The organism is Nostoc sp. NOS(2021) (assembly GCF_017115025.1).
GTDB lineage: Bacteria > Cyanobacteriota > Cyanobacteriia > Cyanobacteriales > Nostocaceae > Nostoc.
The window spans coordinates 56,332-74,776 of the sequence record NZ_JABXKM010000340.1; the positions used below are offsets into that span (position 1 = coordinate 56,332).

Here is an 18,445-nt window from a genome sequence, read left to right on the forward strand (position 1 = left end):
ACAATGTAAAATTTCAACCAAAGAAACCCGCTGCTGTTCCGGCTTTTCCCTTCTGCCCCTCTGTCTTTTACCTTATACTTAGTTCTTTCACAAATTCTTCTGGTTCGCTAAAATCTAGCCAAAAAGCCACTTGGGTAATGTTACATGCCTGCGGAAAGGCATTTACCTGACGCCAGTTTCTCAGATCAGCTTCCCAAGAATAGCTTTGTGTTTGTTCAGATAACTGAACTCTTTTGCTTAAAATTGGATAAAATCCAGACAGCCTTAAGGCATCGGCAAGAAAGCACTCACTCACTGAGAAATAGTTGCTCATACCTCGCCCCCACCATCGGGGTACATTGACAAATCCCTCTAGCCGCGCGATCGCTTCCATCATCTGAGAAAATTCACCTTGAGTGAGGGAATTGCTGGATAGCCAAGCCGGAAATTCAGCCTCGTTAGTAACTCCCCTTTCTTGGAAAAAATGTTGCGTAATTTTTTGAGTAATGCTAATCCTCAAACTCGCTTCCGATTGGCTGTTTGTCTGTTCGGCTAAAGCCCAGAGGATGGCAACCTGACGATACAATCTACATTCACAACTCGCTAATGCAGTAACAATATCTGTATCTGCGTTAGTTGTCTCTTCCTGATCTGAGGAGATATTCTTACCAACAATCATCAAGATAAATTGATGCAATTGCTCAACCTTTTTGGCAAAGGTATCGTATGCACTATGAAGTTTGAGCAATGCCTGAATACGACCCAAACGTTCAACTAAGACTGGTATTGCTGATGCATCCACATCTAACTCTAGTTCATTAACATCAGAACTCGAACCCAATATTTGAGAACTGTAAACGTCAGTTAAATCAGCAGCCGAGGGTTGCAGATTTTGGTGTTGGGCTACAGCATCACACCAACGAATTAGCCCAGCGAGATTACGCAATTGAATGTAAACCCTGCCTAGAAATCGGGCTTCTTGGGATACTTTTTCAGTCAGAGGCAACCAGGAATATGCTGTCCGTATTGGACGGATAGCAACTCTAGCCTGAAGTTCTTCTATGAAAATGGACTTGTTGAGTTGAAAGTTTACCTGCTTATTGGCAGCAGTACCACCACTTTCTCCAACCATAGCGGCCAGATGTTTCAGCAGTTCAATGGCATCTGACTGTTTCTGATCCACATACCCGCCATTTTGCACAAATTCCCAAAACTGGGCTAAAATCTGGCGATCGCCCCCCTGCACCTCGGCATCAGCCACTGCTTGGCTCAAATGTCGTTGACTGAAGAACTGCCGTTTGGCACAACTGATAATTAAATTAGCGATCGCCGGATCAATAATATTTTTGTCTACCGCCAGCTGAACTGTAGCGCGGATGTTTACTAAGGCATCGGTTAAGGGTTGGTATTGGAACTGAGGATTGCTATGTAAAATTGCCACTTCATCATCCCCGATGTACCGTTTTTCTTGGTAGGCTGCAAAAATAGCTCCAAATCCCTCCATGCCAAAGGCTTCCAGTTCAGCGGCTCGGAGCGCACCCATGCTACTTGCCCCAAATACCCGCACTCCTGCTTCTAATGCCCAGAGAATCTCCTTATGCCAAACTGAAGCGCTGCGGTCAAAAAAACCGTCAATAATGGCAATTACACGCGGCTGTAACCGCAGACAGGCAAGAATATCACCACAACGGACAGGAGCAAGGTAACGGGCCGGTAAAATTTGACTGGCTTGGGTAACGGCTAGGGTGGGGCCAAGAAAGACGATAATTTGACTAGGTTCCAAAGAATTCGAGTGCATGTTGAATTTTACAAAGAGGAAGGGAGATGCATACCCGGTATAATCACATGCACCACTGGAATACCATACTCCGGTCGCGTATGATTGACAAAGACAGCTTGCTTAAATCCCTGAGTACTCAGACAACTGAGAATTTGTTGAATTTCTTCTGCAAACGTTGGGGTAAAGGCTAGTTCAGGCTGAGTTTCAAAATCAATCAGGGTAGCGATCGGTCTTTTGCTGCTAGACTTCATCGCTGGGCTACCTGGCATCCTGATACGTCCAAGGGCATAACTATCTGGATGAATGTCATCCCGACTACCCGCAATAACCGTTACTCGTGACTGAGCCGCTTCAGTGATCGCCCGTGCTAGGGCAATTTCTTTGGAACTGTGGCATCCCCACCCGGCTGCTGTCGGTCGTCCATGCCAGTTTTCCTGATCACTAATCAAGCATTTATAGGTAGGTATCCCGATAGTTGAGCTTAAGTCAGTAATCACGGCTGTCGCCCCGGCAAGTCTCACTTGATAGAGTAAAGATTGCAAAAGCGGAGACTGGATGGTTTGACTATCAACCAAGCAGTTAATCCGTTCTTCCAGAGGAAAGCGCCACCAACGCCACTCAGCTTCCCGCTCAATGACTTCAAACAATCCATGAGCGATCGCTTCTAGTAAATGGTTTCCTGATGCTAGTCCATTACTAGAAGTGCTGAACAGATAAGTATCACATTTTTCTGTTGTGGTGTCTAAATCAAGATACGCCTGTGGTACGTAAACAGGTTCACCCGTAAATAGATCGGTTCCACAAATCCAATCTAGCACTCTAGCAGGATAATAGGACTGCGATCGCTTACCTGGCTCTAAAACGCTAGGATCAATTGCCTGGTGATGTCGGCAGACTTCCTCATAAGAGGCAACCATCTCTGGCTGTGGGAGGTTTTCTGCATGATAAGACTCCACAGATTCCATCGCTGCCGAGATCATCGCCAGCAAAAGTGAAATTCCCTTGCCTTGAGAACCAGAAAAGGCTTTTCCGTTAGGACGAATCGCTTGAGCAACAGGAATACCAATGCAGTCAAGACCAGTAATGTCTGCAACACGCGTGATGCCAAAAGCACTCAGAAGTCCTTGTAGTTTCTCCCAAGTAGAATTGGGTTCTTCTGTCCGAAACGTGCCATTAAGATTCAGCTTAGGAGCATTCAGATTTTGCCACATTCGCTTGTTTCTTTCCCTAACTATTGCTGCGAGTAATAATAAATACTCGCTCTTTAACGCACTTAAGTGTTTCTTAATGTGTTGTATTAAGCACACGACACATTACGTTATTAATTAGGGACTTCCAACAAATAAATTACCACTACTTGTGGGGTGGGCCGAAAAGCCATTGGTGTCAAGTTAAGCCAAAACCCTTTTAAAACCTCGTTTCCAGCCTCTGGCTGGAAATGCACCTCATCGCGGCTCTGCCGCAAGTCTTGAGGCGGAGCCTCGCATTAGGCATTCCCAGTCGGAGACTCTTAACGAGACAAACGAGACAATCTTTAAAAGCTTGTTCTAGACTGGCTTTCACCTGAAGTTGACACCAATGGCATCTTGCCCGCCCTTGTATACCGGCTCTCGTGTCGCCCACCCCACAAGAAATAGTTGAGTATTTTTTTATTTGGAAGTCCCTTAGCGCCTTTGAAAATTGCGATATCAAAATACAGAAAAAGGTTAGCGTCGCAATTTAGCAACGCCTTCCCTTCAGTCACGACGTTCATTCGTACTGACACTGCACGCAAGCCTGAAATCAAGGCTACCAGCAACACATGACTGTCTCTTTAACTACGGATGAAGCCATTCCACCAGCTACACTTTCTAACTCATTTTCTGACAATTCTCGGTTAGCTGGTCTTGCTTTAATACCGTTAACGCTATCAATAGACCGGATATTCACAGATGGAGAAGCAGTTGACAAACCTAGAACCTTTCTTTCAGCAGAAACCATCACGGCTTTCACGTCATCAGTGTTAAAATCAAAACCGTTTGTCTGGCCTTGTTCAACAGCGATTCTTGCAAACTCACCTGCTTCAGTAGCATCCAACGCTTCACGCAGCGGCGAATTGGCTGGTTGGCCTAAAAAATTTTCATAGTATTCGACAAAACTTTGCTGAGACATTTTGAACTCTCCTTAAGATAAGATACTTAGTCTTTACCTTGAATAGGTAACTAAATCTGAAGCCAGGTGATTAACCTCAAAAGTATTGTTCCCGAATCGCTAGGCATCAGATCAATCACCTAAGTTTTAGTATTGTTCAATACAATACTTGCTTGAAGTATGCTCTAATGTCCAGATCGTTTTGGTGACATTTTGTAACTAATACAACATTATTTTTGTATATTAGAATACAAAAATTCACATTGGAGTTATATCATGTCCGGGTAAGATGCAATACGCGCTTTGGGCGCACAGTTGTCATTGGTGTCAACTTAGAGCCAGGGCGAATAGAATTCGCGGCTACACAAACAAAGTCCACCTCCGTGGACTAAGAGAAAATCAAGCTTTTATAGCAAGGGACTGGGGACTGGGGACTGGGTTGAAAGTCTGTTTGTATATAGGTTTTATCATCAGTTAATGTCCTAACCTCCTTGTCCGTTGCTATATATAGCAAGACTGTAGGAATTTCATCTTCTTGCATTCTTTCCCTCAAGGGTTCGGATTATAGCTTCAATTAGCCTTCCTGAACGATGCGAATCAAACCCGTGGCGGTGAAAATTGAACATTGCGACTGCGGCCAGTATGTCAACCAAATCCTGAGTCAATTGACCAAGATGCTGGAGATTAACTAATTCCTTTGCAAGCATGTCGTTAGCTGTTGCATATTTTTGCAATATATCTGCTTCTAGAGATTCATCCAAAGTTTCGAGAGAAAGTAGTTCAACTGTTGGAATTGTGGCTTCAGGAGGTGTGGGAATCAAAGCCGCTAAACTGTGCCAGGTTGCGAGAATAGATACCCGATCTGACAGAGTGCGGGTAAAGAGATCGTGCAACACAGTTGGCAGAAGTAAGTCTTTGGAGACAACATCAAGGTTATGTTGTTCAAGATGGTCAAGCATGAGCCATATTGAAGTGTCTGCGTCGAAGTGCTGATGAACCGACTTCATGGCTTGCAGCCCCCCAAATCGTTCAGTTTCAGGCTCATAGTCACTAAAGAAAAATAAATTAATCAAATTCTCACGCTCAAGAGCATACATGAGATCGGAAATATCTGCGATCGCTTGTTGCCGATCCACTGTTGTAAAAAAGCGCACCCGGACATCTGGCGGCTTTCTCATAAAGAAGAAACAGCGCAACAACTCATTACTCCGCCAGTGAGTAACCAACGGTTCGAGGCGGGCAAAGAGGGCACGCGCACTTGATAGTGCATTACCCTGATGCCTGACGAGTCCCACATTAAGTTGCACCCAATCGCCGTTTTCCCAGTCCTGACTACTAGATTGTGTAGTTGAAGTTGATTCGTCGGTCATGAAATGTCTTTTACCACAGTTCAATGATGTTAAATCAAGAAAAGAAAGGTTGACAATAGAAGCTGGCTTCAAGCAGCATTACGGCATGTTAGCAATAAAAAAACGTGGTTCTCGACAACATCGACCGTATCGAAGCACCTCCAGCAGATGTGTTTTACCGAGAGTATATTCTGCCCCAGCGTCCAGCGATCATCACCAATCTCTTTGAAAATTCATCACTGCGTCCGATGGATACCCTTGAAAAGGTAAAAACAGGGCTGACTGACATCCCAGTTCAAATCTGTCCAAATTACATCGCTCATCTGCTAAATTCGACATCAGCTGATGTTCCCCGAATGATCAATTTAGGTGCATATCTTGACTTCCTACAAGCACAACCCACAAGTCTTGATATCTGTGTTGAGTATCCTACGCCCCAAAAGCTACTTCAGTTATTGCCCCTGAATTCATACCAACATTTAAATGATCAGAGCGACCTATACTCGAATATGTTTGTCGCTGCCAGCAATAATTATGCTCATTTGCACTATGATGCCGATCAACGTAATGTTTTGTTGTTTCAAGTTTTTGGCACAAAGCGATTTGTATTGATTCATCCGCGTGAAACTCAAAAGCTAGATGCGATCGATCAGCCTAATCTCTGCCGTACCAGTGGCATCTTCCTGGAAAATCTCTTAGAAGCTGAGAAAACGGATTTTCTCCGATATACCAACGCTTATGATGCGGTACTTTATCCTGGTGAAACTATTTTCATGCCCATGATGATCTGGCACTACATTGAGTACTTGGAACCGGCCATGTCAATTGCTTATCGTTTGGGACGCAACGCTTATAATCGGCGATTGGCTAAACTTTTTCCAGCCCCTTCGGTTGATGTTCAGTCCTTGTCGCTGTTGCTGCAAGATGAGACAGAAGCACAATCACATCATCTAGAATGGTTAAATAAACTAGAGGCTGTAAGCGATTCATTATCGGGGAGTGAAAGCGATCGCAGGGACACTTTGAACTACCTTTCCCTAAGAATTCGGGGGCAATATCTTGGTCTTGAGCCGATCAAGAATATTCGAGAGTTGAGAAGACGTGAAGCGATGCTAAACACTTGCCTGTTCTGACCGAATCAACCGTGCATAGGAACCATCAAGCTGCGACATTTCTTTGTGGGTACCGCGTTGCACTACTTTACCCTTTTCTAGAACAATAATTTCATCACAGTCGCGGATGGTACTGAGACGGTGAGCCACAATAATGCAAGAACAGCCTCGATAGCGCAGATTTCGGTCAATAATTTTTTCCGTCTCTGCATCTAAGGCACTGGTTGCTTCGTCCATGATCAGAATTGTTGGATCGTTGACTAATGCACGGGCAATTTCTAAACGCTGGCGCTGTCCTCCACTGAAATTAGCAGCACCCTCAAGTAAATTACCTTCATACCCTTTAGGTAAAGCTAAAATCACATCATGAATAACAGCATCTTTGCAAGCTCGGACTAATTGAGAATTAGATACTGTATCATCCCATAAGGTCAAGTTATCTCGGACAGTGCCGGCGAACAGAAAAATTTCCTGTTCTACCATTGCCAAGGAATTAGAAAGTATTGCCCTAGTAATTTGCTCTCTGGGGATACCATCAAAGAGAATTTCTCCCGACCAAGGTTGATACAGCCCCGCTACCAATTTGGCAACTGTTGATTTACCAGAACCACTACTACCAACTAGGGCTACCCGCTGTCCTGGTTTCAGTTGAAAACTCAGGTCTTGAATTAGAGGCCCATCTGTGCGTGAGTAGCCAAATGTGACATTTTTTAATTCTACATATCCCTTAAGTTCGCAGGCTGAAGCAGACTGTGAGGTATGTAAATTATGACTATCCAATTCTGAATCGGTTGAGTTTTGCAACACATCATCCAGGCGATTTAAGTCTCCTTCTAGTTCCTGTAAGGTACTGCCGAAATTGACTAGAGAGTTGACTGGAGTCAAAAAGCTAGTCATTAAACTTTGGAAAGCAATCAACATCCCAATGCTGAGATGCCCATCCATGACTCGTAGACCACCAATAACTAAAACTGATAGGGAGCTTAAACTAGTTAAGAAAACAGGTACAACGCCTAGTACTTGATTAGTAACACCTAACTCTTGCTGACCGTTGATAAATTTTGTATAGTAACCTGACCAACGGGAGAAGTAATCAGATTCCAAGGCTGATGCTTTGAGGGTTTCCATACTCTGAAGGGCAGCAATTTCTGTACCTGCAACCTTGCCCCGATCTTGGATGATTCGCATATAAATATCTGTGCGCTGGCGGGAAATCCACTGCAAAGTCAAGATATTAATCGCAGCAAAACAGATACCGATCGCAGTCAGCACTCCATCATAAGCAAACATCACTAAGGCATAAAATACCACCATGACGGTATCAATTACAGTCCTGGCTAACTGTCCCGATAGCACTTGAGCAACTTTAGTATTGATATTGATTCGACTGCTAATTTCGCCGGCAAATCTTTGGGCATAAAACGCCACTGGCAAGCGAAGAATATGCTGGATGAATTGCCCGGACATTTCCACCGATAATTTGATATTTAGTTTTCTCAGTAACCGTCTTTGTAGGAATGTCAGTAACACCTGAATAATGACTGTAATTGTCATTCCCAAAATCAATGGGCGCAACCAGTCTGTGCGATTTTCTACCAAAATATTATCAACAAAAATTTGATTAAAGACTGGTAAAACTAACCCTGGAATGACGAGAAAAAATCCTGCTAAGAAACAATAGAGGATGGCTCCCCAAGAACCCCGCAAGCGGTCAAAGAGTGCGCCTATTAAGCTAGGTTTGCGACCCCCGCGTTGGAATTCTGGGCCTGGTTCCATGATTAGGACAACCCCTGTATAGGCTTCATCAAATTCTTTAAAGGAGACTCGCCTCGGCCCGGTAGCTGGGTCATTGAGATAAACCCAATCTTTTTTAAATCCCTCTACTACTAGGAAATGATTAAAATTCCAAAAGACAATGTATGGCGAACGAAGTTGTTGTAATTGCACCAATTGCTTTTTAAAACCCTTGGCTTGCATTCCGTAGTTTCTCGCAGCTTTGATCATGTTAGAGGCTTTACTACCATCACGGGAAACACCGCAATTTTGCCGCAGTTCTGCTAAAGGCACAATTTTACGATGGTAGGCCAAAATAATTCCGAAAGCTGCTGCTCCACACTCCACTGCTTCCATTTGCAATAGAGTGGGAGTTTTGACGCGAGAAGGGATGTGATTTTGTGCCGTTTCTAAATCTAATAATGGGACTTTTTGGCGTAAGGGATTAAGGTTTTGAATTAAGGATACTAACTGCTGAATTAATTGCACAAGACCATTCCCCTAAAACTTTAGTTAATGCCAGTAAATTCTCTGAGAATAGGCAAGACATAAGTAATTGGTGCTTGCTCTGTTACTTTAACCCGAACACTGGTAGTTGTTCCAGCAGAAATGTTTAATTTTGGCCCTTGGGAAGAAGACCAGCGATAACCGCTAAAGTTGGATGGAGCTAGTTCCATTTCTGTTCGCACTTCTATGTCTCCGCCACCAGTTAGCAAGATGTTTGTTACTAGATCGGGGTTGCCAATCACAGACTTTGCACCTTCTTTAGTCACAGGTAAGGGGGAAACAGAGGTAACTTTGCCGACAATACCGCCAAAGCGTTCTCTTTTCACAGAAGTGGGGGTGATTTGCACGAGCATTCCTGGTTGAATTTGTTTGCCATCTTCGACATGAAAGTAGGAGACGGCAATTAGTGAAGTCTTTTTGTCACCGACACTTAAGGTGACAAGCGGAGTTTTCGGACTAGTAACTTGTCCCAGGAAACTAGTTACTTCTAATACACAGCCGCTACTAGGGCTAATAATTTGACTATTATCTAATATTTGTTTTTCTAGTTGAGCGATCGCTCGATTAACTTCTTGAATCTGATTAATTTTGGTATTAAGAGTTTCTACGTTTTCTTGATCAATGCGTTGGATCTTAGTCTCTAAGTCTTTTAACTGCGCTTGCAGTTCGCCTACAGAACTCAAATTTTGTAAGTATCTCTGCTGGGCTTCTGTTTCTTGTACATCTAATTGCTTGAGCTGCACTTTGATATCAGATACGCTTTGCATTGCCTGTTGATATTCTTGCTCTGCTTGTAAATATGTATCTTTGGCAATGGCTCCCGCATCTACGAGTTGCTGGCGCTTTTCCAATCTATCTTTCAGTATAGGTACGACAGTTACAGCATCATTGTGCCGTTGCTGCAAACTAATGCGCTGTTCACGAATGGCATTTAAGCCTTTTTCATAAAACGCAGGCGTGAGAGTTTGAGTATCCCGCAAACGTTGAATATAACTAGCTCTAGCAGAAGCGTTCGCCTCTTTTTCTTTAGCGGTACGTTGTCGCTGAAGCAAGGATGAATTTTGTTCTTGTGTTTGTAATTGCCCCAGTTTTGAGCGTTGCAACTGCAATTGCTGTTTGAGATCCATCGGATCAATCGTTGCTATGACATATCCTTGAGCTATACATTGTCCTGTTTTAACATTCAGACTTTTTAACTGTCCTGAGATTGGCGACTCAAAAGTTACAACTTGATTGGGTTGAATAAGTATTCCCTTTCCTGTGACTGTGACGGGAATACGTCCAAAAATACTCCAAATTAACCCCAATAACACAAAACTACCCAGCGTCGCCAAAGGTAGCCAATCTACGGGATTGACTATCTGCATTAACTGATCCAATCTTTCTGGAGAAGATAAACGCTCCAGTGATTCCTTGCGAAATATACTATCTTGATTTTCAGCCATTCACTTGAGGGAGAGATTGGGGATTGGGGGGCACAGAAAGTTCTTTCACTGCGTTTTCTCCTCTTTGCGTTTTTGCATCCTCTTCTCCTGCCTTCTTTAAGATTCCCGATTCAGACGTTTAATCATCCAGTCAAATCTAGCACCTGCTAGGGCGGTGTTGTCTAATGTATCGAAGTTGAGTTCATCTTCAACTTCGATATCTTCTGCTAAAAGTTGGTCTAGTTGGTAAGCCAATTTCCCAAATCCACGGCGGAACAGGCGATCGCGAATTCGATCTACTAAAACCACAGCGATCGCTCGATAAAAACGGGCTGTAAATCCTGTATTTTGCTTTAATTTTTGAGCTAGTTTCTGTTGTGGTAAAGCTAGTAATACAGAAGATTCTAGCGCCTTGACTGTGGCAGAGGCAGTTGTTGCTTCTACAAAGGACATTTCCCCTAAAATTTCGCCTTTGACGGATTGAGCAATTTCTTTTTCGGCAACTTGATTCTGTGGGCTAGTAACAAAAATCCCTAACTTTCCATCTAACAATATATATAATGCCTCAACAGGTTTTCCTTCTTCAATTAGTACTTTACCTGGATTAACTTTAGTTCTTACTCCTTGGGAAATCATCCAATCAATATCGCCATCGTCCAAAATAGCAAATACAAACAAAACCTTTCGCAGTGATTCTCCTGGAACTACTTTGTTCTTGGTAAGAAAATCAGTGAGTCTCCGCAACTGCTGTGACAGGAAAACAGCCATTATTTGATAAAAATACGCGGCAAATTCTGTATCTTGCTCCAGTTTTTTGAGCAATAATTGTCTTGGCAATGCTAATACCCGTGAGGATTCCAGAGCTATAAAAGTAGTAGATGGGGGACGATTATCTATAAAAGATAAAGTTTCTACAATTTCCCCTGGCGATACACGATCGATTTCTTGTGCGTCTTTGACATTGCCTGTGGGAGAGACACAAATGCTTAATGCTCCCTCTAACAAAATTTCTACTGTATCAATAATCTCTTCACCTTCTTGAATGAGAACTTGATTAGGATGATGCTCTGTACATCTGCCTACACTGAGCATCCAATCAATATCACTTTCCCTAAAGGCAGCAAAATTAGGAGTATTAACCAGCATTTGTTTAAGCATAGGATTTAAACTTGATTAGAAGTGGAATTAAATCATTTGTTGCAGCAAAACACAGCTTTTTGTTAGTTTTCTGGAAGTTTTCAACCTGGCTGGCTGACATAAGTAGTAAAAAGTCAATGAGAAGCTAGAATTACCACAACTAGCTTCTCGCTCATACTAAGTAGACAATTTCGTAAATTCGTGGCCAATTGAGGGTTGAAATTGAAACACATAGGCGCTTTGCCTTCCCGCAGGGGTAGGAGCGCGAAGCTTGTTTCGGTTTATTCGCTACGAATTAATGAAATGCTGTGCTAAGTTCTACCTACTTCATTATTTTTGGCAAAATCTTTAACAAAGCTTTTTAGACAAAAGTTAATATAGATTATATCATTGGTAATTAATTTAACTAAATATCACCTTTTCGTGCTGTCACAAATATTTGGTTAGATGATTAAAAATTAATAGAACTTAATATGAATTGGATACAAAAATTTGTAAACTTTACAGCATTTCCGATCTCTCTGGTATTGATCATCTCTAGTTTGCCCAGAATGGTGAGAGCGGAATCAATGATGGCACTTAAATTGCAGAGATTACAGAGTTGGCAAATTAGTCAGAAGTTTATCCCACCAAATCGAAAAGCACCACAAACTACGGCTGGTGGGGCGACTCGTGGCGGTTCCTGCTATTTAGAGGGTAAAGAAACTTTAACTGCCTTAATGCCTCTAAATAAATCAGGTTTAACCCTTGCAGAACGTCCAACATTTTACTGGTTTGTACCGCAGATACCAGAAGAAACTGCTCACTTTTCACTTCTAGATGGTGAGGATATAGTCTACGAGACGACTTTTAAACTTCCTAAACAATTAGGAATTATTGGTTTTACTCTCCCAACAAAAGCGCCAAGCCTGCAAGTAGGTAAAAACTATCACTGGTATATGTCAATCGCTTGCGGTTCAGAGGAAGTAGGAGAGGGAATCACTGTCGATGGTTGGGTAGAACGAATTCAACCTACTACTGATTTATCAAAGCAGCTAGCCAGAACAAATCCCAAGCAGCTTTCCCAAGTGTATGCTACATCTGGGATTTGGTATGAAGTGCTAGATACATTAGTACAGCAACGTCTTACTGATCCGGGCGATCGCACAGTCATGGCTAACTGGAAAGCATTATTAGAATCAGTGGGTTTAAACAATTTAGTTTCCAAACCTCTAGTAAATAGCTGGAATGCCAAAACTAACTAATTTATGTGGAGTCATATCAAGCAACAACTTTGGCAATATCGCGGTATCTTCATTGCTGCTCCCAGTGCGGGAGCATTAGTGTTTATCCTGCGCTTGAGTGGATTATTGCAGATGTTGGAATTGGCAGCGCTGGATCAAATGTTTCTGTTACGTTCTCCAGAACCTATTGATACGCGGATTGTCATTGTAGAAATTAATGAATCTGATGTGCAAAAACTTGGTAAGCGCGGTTATTGGCCTCTGCCTGACAGCTTGCTGGCAAAAGTTTTAGAGAATTTAAAACAACAAAAACCCAGTGCTATTGGTTTGGATTTATATCGAGATTTACCAGTAGGTTTTGGACATCAATCGTTAGTTAAGGTGTTTGAGTCTACACCAAATTTAGTTGGTGTACAAAAAGTAGCTGAGAGTGAAGATAGTTCGGCGGTAGCACCACCACCAGCCCTGAAAAAACTTGGTCAAGTGGGTGCAAATGATTTTCCCTTAGATGGGGATGGGAAAGTTCGCCGCAGTTTGATGTATTTGGCAGATAAAAATGGCGAAAATGTGTTTAGTTTTGCTTTTAAACTTGCCTATCTTTATTTGAGCGATCGCCAAATTGATGTAGGACAAACAAAAGATTATTTGGTAAAAACAGGTAATGTTATTTACCCATTATTTCAAGGTAATGATGGTGGTTATATCCGGGCTGAAGACCAAGGTTATCAAGTACTAATAAATTATCGTAGCTCTAAAGAAAAATTTCAGCACATATCTATTATGGATGTGTTAAATAATCGGATATCTAAGGACTTAGTAAAAGGGCGCATTGTGTTGATTGGCCCCACAGCAGAAAGTCTCAAAGACCTATTTTATACACCATACAGCAGTACTATATTAACAGCACCTAAACGAATGGCTGGTGTAACTATTCACGCTAATGCCATCAGTCAAATTTTAAGCGCTACTTTAGATTACCGCCCGTTAATCAGAACATGGACTAAATTACAGGAATGGTTGTGGATTTTTCTTTGGTCACTGATTGGTGCAATATTAAGATGGCAACAAAGATATAGCGGCACTTCTAAAAGAAAATCATTATTACCTTTGATTAGCATTTTGCTAGCTGGATGCTGTCTTGTGGGTAGTAGTTATCTAGCCTTTCTAGCAGGTTGGTGGATTCCTGTTGTCCCACCATTAATTACATTAATGGCTTCGGGAATTGTTGTTACTGCCTATATTGCGAGGACTGCGGGAGAAATTCGTAAAACCTTTGGTCGTTATCTCACCGATGAAGTCGTCGCTAATTTATTAGAAAATCCTGAAGGTTTAAAACTTGGCGGTGAACGCAAAAAAATTACTATTCTCACTTCTGATTTAAGAGGTTTTACAGCTATGTCTGAGAGATTATCTGCTGAAGAAGTAATTAAAATAATTAACCTTTATTTAGGATATATGGCAGATATTATTACTCAGTATCAAGGCACGATTGATGAATTTATGGGTGATGGAATTTTAGTTTTGTTCGGCGCTCCCATCACTAGAAAAGATGATGCTACAAGAGCGATCGCTTGTGCTGTGGCAATGCAACTAGCAATGGAACCAGTGAACAAAAAAATCCAGCAAATGGGATTCCCAAAGCTGGAAATGGGTATTGGCATTAATACAGCAGAAGTCGTGGTCGGTAATATTGGTTCGGAAAAACGGACTAAATATGGAATTATCGGTAATCAAGTTAATTTAACCTATCGCATTGAATCGTATACAGTCGGGGGACAAATTTTTGCTTCGCAATCAACTATTAATGAGACTGGTTCCATTGTCAAAATTCTTGAACATAGAGAAGTACAAGCAAAAGGGGTGAAGCAACCCATAAAAATTTATGATGTAGGTGGAATTACTGGAGAATACAATTTATATCTTGCTGAAGACGAAGATAAAGTATTCTTGGAATTACTAGAAGCAATTCCCTTAAAATATACAGTTTTGGATGGAAAAGATGTGAGTGACACTGTGATTGAGGGAAAGTTAGTGAAGCTGTCAGCTAAGGGGGCGCAAGTATGTTATGACTCTAGAGTAAATTATCTGGTTTTACAGCCCTTTACTAACCTGAAACTGAACTTATTTCTGCCCGATAATGCCGAAATTAGTGAAGATATCTATGCTAAAGTCTTAGACAAAATGGCAGAACCAGATAATTTTTATATTCGTTTTACCAACATTCCACTAGAAGTGGAAGGGCAATTTAATGCCTTACGCCTCCGCCAAAGAACCATTGCACCTCTAACTCCAGATGAGTGATTCCAAGTTACTGCTCACAGATAATCAATCCCTAGTATTAGACAATCCCCTAACAGTTTGGCAAATTGAATCCGGTGCGATCGCTGTGTTTGCTATTCTGATTGAGCAAGGTATTGAGGGCACTCGCCGTTATCTATTCAGCGTCAATGCGGGAGAGGCATTGTTTGGGATATCGGCTAATAACCATAAAATTTTGGCGGTATCGATAGAAGATACTGTGTTGTTGCAAATATCTGCACAAGAATGTGAACAATGGATAAGTCAGGAGAAAGACGAGGCAGAAAGTTTTATTAAGTTAGTGCAGATTTGGGAGAAAAATATTCAAAGTTGTGTAGGCGAGCGATCTTCGATTCTGCCAGTTTTTTCCCACACTGAAAAGCTTACCACCTGGAACACGATCCAAGTAACTCTGAGTGAACTGCACAGTGATTTGTGCGAAATTCTGACTCAAATAGAACAAGAAGAATTGGCAGCAAAATGGACTCAATTCCAAGCACGGCAACAACTTAACTCTCAAGTAAAAGTTAGTGCCTTAAGAGAGTTAGCATCAGTCCTCAAACCCAAGCAAGCTGAACTGATGCAGTCAGGTACACCCCTGCTGATTGCCGCAGGTGCAGTCGGAAGGGCATTAGGAATTAAGATTCTGCCACCTGTGCGTTCTGAAGACATGAAGCGGATTAAAGAACCATTAGAAGCGATCGCCCGTGCATCCCGAATTCGCATCCGACGGGTATTACTCAATGAGCGATGGTGGCAAAAAGATAGCGGGCCTCTATTAGCATATACTAATCAAGATAATTTTCCTGTTGCATTGCTACCAGCAGGGGTAGGAAAATACGAAATCTTTGACCCAGAGAATCACGTTCGCATACCTGTAAACAATCAGACAACAAACATACTAGCTCCCTTTGCCTATGCATTTTATCGTCCCCTACCCGAAAACAATCTAACTGCGATCGGCTTACTTCTGTTTGCCTTTCAGGGGAAAATTCGAGAACTGATTGTTATCTTCCTCACTGGTGTTGTTGGTTCATTGTTGGGAATGTTAACCCCCTTAGCAACTGCTATCCTCATCGATTCCGTCATTCCCGATGCAGATAGAGGGTTGTTAGTGCAAATCGGATTAGGTCTGATAGCCGCCAGCTTTGGGACGATAATTTTTCAAATCGCCCAAGGTTTTGCCGGTCTGAGATTAGAAAGTAAAGCCAGTTTAGACTCCCAAGCAGCCTTATGGGATAGATTGTTTAATCTGCGGGTATCTTTCTTTCGTGAATATTCAATTGGGGATTTACAATCTCGTGTTTCCGCAATCACTCAAATCCGCCAGAAACTCAACGACACAGTACTACGCACTATTTTTACTAGCTTCTTCTCTCTACTGAATTTGGGACTATTGTTTATCTACAGTTCCAGTCTAGCTTTAGTTGTAGTAGCAGTAGCGTTGTTGGCAATCATCTTCACTACTATCTCAGGCTTACTTAGCCGCCAAAAGTTGCGTTCTTTAGAAGAAATAGAGGGAGAAATTTTTGGTTTTACTGTACAGATGGTTGCTGGTGTGTCCAAACTTCGAGTCACCAATGCAGAAGACCGCGCTTTTGCTCACTGGGCAAAAAAGTATACTCACCAGCTAAAACTCAAGCTGAGTACAGAGATAATTGAAGATGTCTTAGCGATATTTAACACCGCTATGCCAACTGTCAGCTCGATAATTATCTTTTGGCTAGCAGTTACGTTAATCACACAAGCCCCATCTCAAAGTGGAATAGGATTATCTACAGGTACATTTTTAGCATTTAATTCCGCCTTTGCCATATTTATCGCTGGGGCAACTCAGCTGAGTAACACCATAGTCAGCATATTAGATATCAGCATTTTCTGGGAACGTGCGAAGCCCATCTTTCAGGCTCAACCAGAAATCGACCTGAGCAAAAGCGATCCAGGACGGTTAACAGGTAAAGTAAAAGTCGATCATGTGACTTTCCGCTACCGCGAAGATGGCCCCCTCAATTTAGATGATCTGACAATTCAGGCAGAACCAGGAGAGTTGATTGCTTTGGTAGGGCCTTCTGGTAGTGGCAAATCAACAATTATTAGGCTGTTATTGGGATTTGAAACGCCAAAAGATGGCACGATTTACTATGATGGTCAGGACTTATCAGGGTTAGATATATCGGCAGTGCGTAGACAGATTGGTGTAGTGCTGCAAAATGGTCGCATCAATAGCGCCTCAATTTTTGAAAACATTTCTAGTGGTGCATTGGTGACAATGGAAGAAGCCTGGGAAGCAGTACGGATGGCTGGATTTGCCGATGATATTAAGTCAATGCCAATGGAGATGCACACAGTCATTTCGGAGGGGGGTACAAATCTCTCTGGTGGGCAACGTCAAAGGCTACTAATTGCTCGTGCTTTAGTATTAAAACCGAGAATTCTAATTTTTGATGAAGCTACCAGTGCTTTAGATAATCGTACTCAAGCGATAGTTAGTACCAGCTTAGAGCAGTTAGGAGTAACGCGCATAATTATCGCCCATCGCCTCAGCACTATCCGCAACGCCGACCGAATTTATGTGATTGAAGCCGGTCGAGTTGTCCAGCAAGGTAAGTTTGAAGAATTAGTGAATCAAAAGGGCTTATTTGCTAATCTGATGGCACGACAAATGGCGTAAGCGATGATCCCCCCAACCCCCCTTAAAAAGGGGGGCAAAAAATTCTCAAAGTCCCCCAATTTATCGGGGGATTTAGGGGGATCTTATGATGTTTTGTATAGTGTGTAGAGATGTGTGTACACCGTAGCCCCGCCGGCGGGGAGGTTAGCTCAAGCGCAACTTTTGCGGGGTGGGGTTCCGGGTATTATGCTTAATTGCTCGGACATGATATAACTCATCGTCCTAAATCATGCATCTTGTTAATGACCGTGGCGCACTTTTGTGTCAACGCTTCCAATTCCTCTTTATTAGTGGAACTGGGAGCATCAATCAAGTTACCAATTCTCACAGTGATGGGAACTGCGCGAGGTAGGGACGATCCTTTTTGTAAAATCGCCTCAGTACCCCAGACACTCACCGGCAATATTGAGGCTTTTGCTTTCGCCGCCAGCAGCAATGCGCCTCTTTTGGGGTCTGTAATTCGACCATCTGGGGTGCGGGTACCTTGCAAGAAAACACCGACAGCCCAACCATTATTGAGATATTCTATGGCAGAACGGATGGCAGTGCGATCGGCATTTCCCCGACTCACCGGGTAAGCACCATACAATTTAATCGCTTGCGCCAAAATGGGGATATTAAATAATTCTTCCTTAGCCATGTACGCCACTGGACGACGTACACAGTTGGAGACAATTGGCGGGTCAAAGTAACTAGCGTGATTACTCACTACCAGCAACGGCCCTGATTGGGGGACATTTTCCGTACCATAAATCTGGCCCCGAAAGTAAGCGTGAAGCATGGGGCTGACGACCGACCATTTAAAGGCGTGGTAAAGTGCCAGACTGATAAACGGTTCGCGGTTTCTGTCCACAGAAGATAATTAAAATCAGACTGAATTTAGCATAAGCGATCGCAAGGCCCAGAGCAAACTCAAAAAAGCTGTAGAAACGCAAGGTAGTGATTTCGACAATTTCAGGTGACGCTTAGTGAGCTTTTTTACTACATTCCCTACCTTTTAAAATATCCTTTTAGGGGCTTCCAATTAAAAAAATATCCAATTTGTAGGATGCGTTAAGCGAA

12 protein-coding genes are annotated in these 18,445 nt (G+C 42.5%); 4 read left to right on the forward strand and 8 right to left on the reverse strand.

Annotation, left to right across the window (positions count from 1 at the left end):
- Nucleotides 1–67 precede the first annotated feature (67 nt).
- From HWQ41_RS33350 to HWQ41_RS33365, 4 genes are all read right to left on the reverse strand, one after another.
- Nucleotides 68–1,777: a TfuA-like protein gene (locus tag HWQ41_RS33350; RefSeq protein WP_292772418.1), complete on the reverse strand. Its 1,710-nt coding sequence runs from the start codon at nucleotides 1,775–1,777 to the stop codon at nucleotides 68–70.
- An 8-nt stretch (nucleotides 1,778–1,785) separates the two neighbouring features.
- Nucleotides 1,786–2,970: a YcaO-like family protein gene (locus HWQ41_RS33355; protein ID WP_292772420.1), complete on the reverse strand. Its 1,185-nt coding sequence runs from the start codon at nucleotides 2,968–2,970 to the stop codon at nucleotides 1,786–1,788.
- 577 nt (nucleotides 2,971–3,547) lie between these two features.
- A complete protein-coding gene (locus HWQ41_RS33360; protein ID WP_292772422.1) occupies nucleotides 3,548–3,910 on the reverse strand; it encodes a hypothetical protein in 363 nt (120 codons plus the stop codon).
- A 506-nt stretch (nucleotides 3,911–4,416) separates the two neighbouring features.
- On the reverse strand, nucleotides 4,417–5,259 hold the full coding sequence (locus HWQ41_RS33365; protein ID WP_292772425.1) for a thiopeptide-type bacteriocin biosynthesis protein: 843 nt from the start codon (nucleotides 5,257–5,259) through the stop codon (nucleotides 4,417–4,419).
- 104 nt (nucleotides 5,260–5,363) lie between these two features.
- Between HWQ41_RS33365 and HWQ41_RS33370 the strand changes: the two genes are divergently transcribed.
- The gene (locus tag HWQ41_RS33370; protein ID WP_292772427.1) at nucleotides 5,364–6,371 is read left to right on the forward strand and encodes a cupin-like domain-containing protein; all 1,008 of its coding nucleotides are present in this window, start codon (nucleotides 5,364–5,366) and stop codon (nucleotides 6,369–6,371) included.
- On the opposite strand, the gene HWQ41_RS33375 is transcribed toward HWQ41_RS33370, so the two are convergent.
- The 3 genes from HWQ41_RS33375 to HWQ41_RS33385 form a co-directional block, all read right to left on the reverse strand.
- Nucleotides 6,351–8,516 carry an NHLP family bacteriocin export ABC transporter peptidase/permease/ATPase subunit gene (locus tag HWQ41_RS33375; RefSeq protein WP_292772451.1) on the reverse strand — a complete coding sequence of 722 codons (2,166 nt, stop codon included), beginning with the start codon at nucleotides 8,514–8,516 and terminating at the stop codon, nucleotides 6,351–6,353. The genes HWQ41_RS33370 and HWQ41_RS33375 overlap by 21 nt on opposite strands.
- A 116-nt stretch (nucleotides 8,517–8,632) precedes the next feature.
- On the reverse strand, nucleotides 8,633–10,075 hold the full coding sequence (locus HWQ41_RS33380) for an NHLP bacteriocin system secretion protein (RefSeq protein WP_292772430.1): 1,443 nt from the start codon (nucleotides 10,073–10,075) through the stop codon (nucleotides 8,633–8,635).
- Nucleotides 10,076–10,171: 96 nt separating this feature from the next.
- Nucleotides 10,172–11,212 (reverse strand): cyclic nucleotide-binding domain-containing protein, encoded by a 1,041-nt coding sequence (locus HWQ41_RS33385; RefSeq protein WP_292772432.1) that lies wholly within the window; start codon nucleotides 11,210–11,212, stop codon nucleotides 10,172–10,174.
- 548 nt (nucleotides 11,213–11,760) lie between these two features.
- Here HWQ41_RS33385 and HWQ41_RS33390 point away from each other — a divergent pair.
- The 3 genes from HWQ41_RS33390 to HWQ41_RS33400 are packed head-to-tail and all read left to right on the forward strand — an operon-like array spanning nucleotide 11,761 to nucleotide 17,383.
- Nucleotides 11,761–12,435, forward strand: coding sequence for a DUF928 domain-containing protein (locus HWQ41_RS33390; protein WP_292772434.1), 675 nt, complete (start codon nucleotides 11,761–11,763; stop codon nucleotides 12,433–12,435).
- A 3-nt stretch (nucleotides 12,436–12,438) separates the two neighbouring features.
- Entirely contained in the window at nucleotides 12,439–14,715 is a 2,277-nt protein-coding gene (locus HWQ41_RS33395) for an adenylate/guanylate cyclase domain-containing protein (protein ID WP_292772435.1), read from the forward strand.
- Nucleotides 14,708–17,383: an NHLP bacteriocin export ABC transporter permease/ATPase subunit gene (locus tag HWQ41_RS33400; RefSeq protein WP_292772436.1), complete on the forward strand. Its 2,676-nt coding sequence runs from the start codon at nucleotides 14,708–14,710 to the stop codon at nucleotides 17,381–17,383. The genes HWQ41_RS33395 and HWQ41_RS33400 overlap by 8 nt, the downstream gene beginning before the upstream one ends.
- A gap of 214 nt (nucleotides 17,384–17,597) precedes the next feature.
- Here HWQ41_RS33400 and HWQ41_RS33405 read toward each other — a convergent pair whose 3' ends face one another.
- Nucleotides 17,598–18,236 carry a 1-acyl-sn-glycerol-3-phosphate acyltransferase gene (locus tag HWQ41_RS33405; protein ID WP_292772437.1) on the reverse strand — a complete coding sequence of 213 codons (639 nt, stop codon included), beginning with the start codon at nucleotides 18,234–18,236 and terminating at the stop codon, nucleotides 17,598–17,600.
- Nucleotides 18,237–18,445 lie beyond the last annotated feature (209 nt).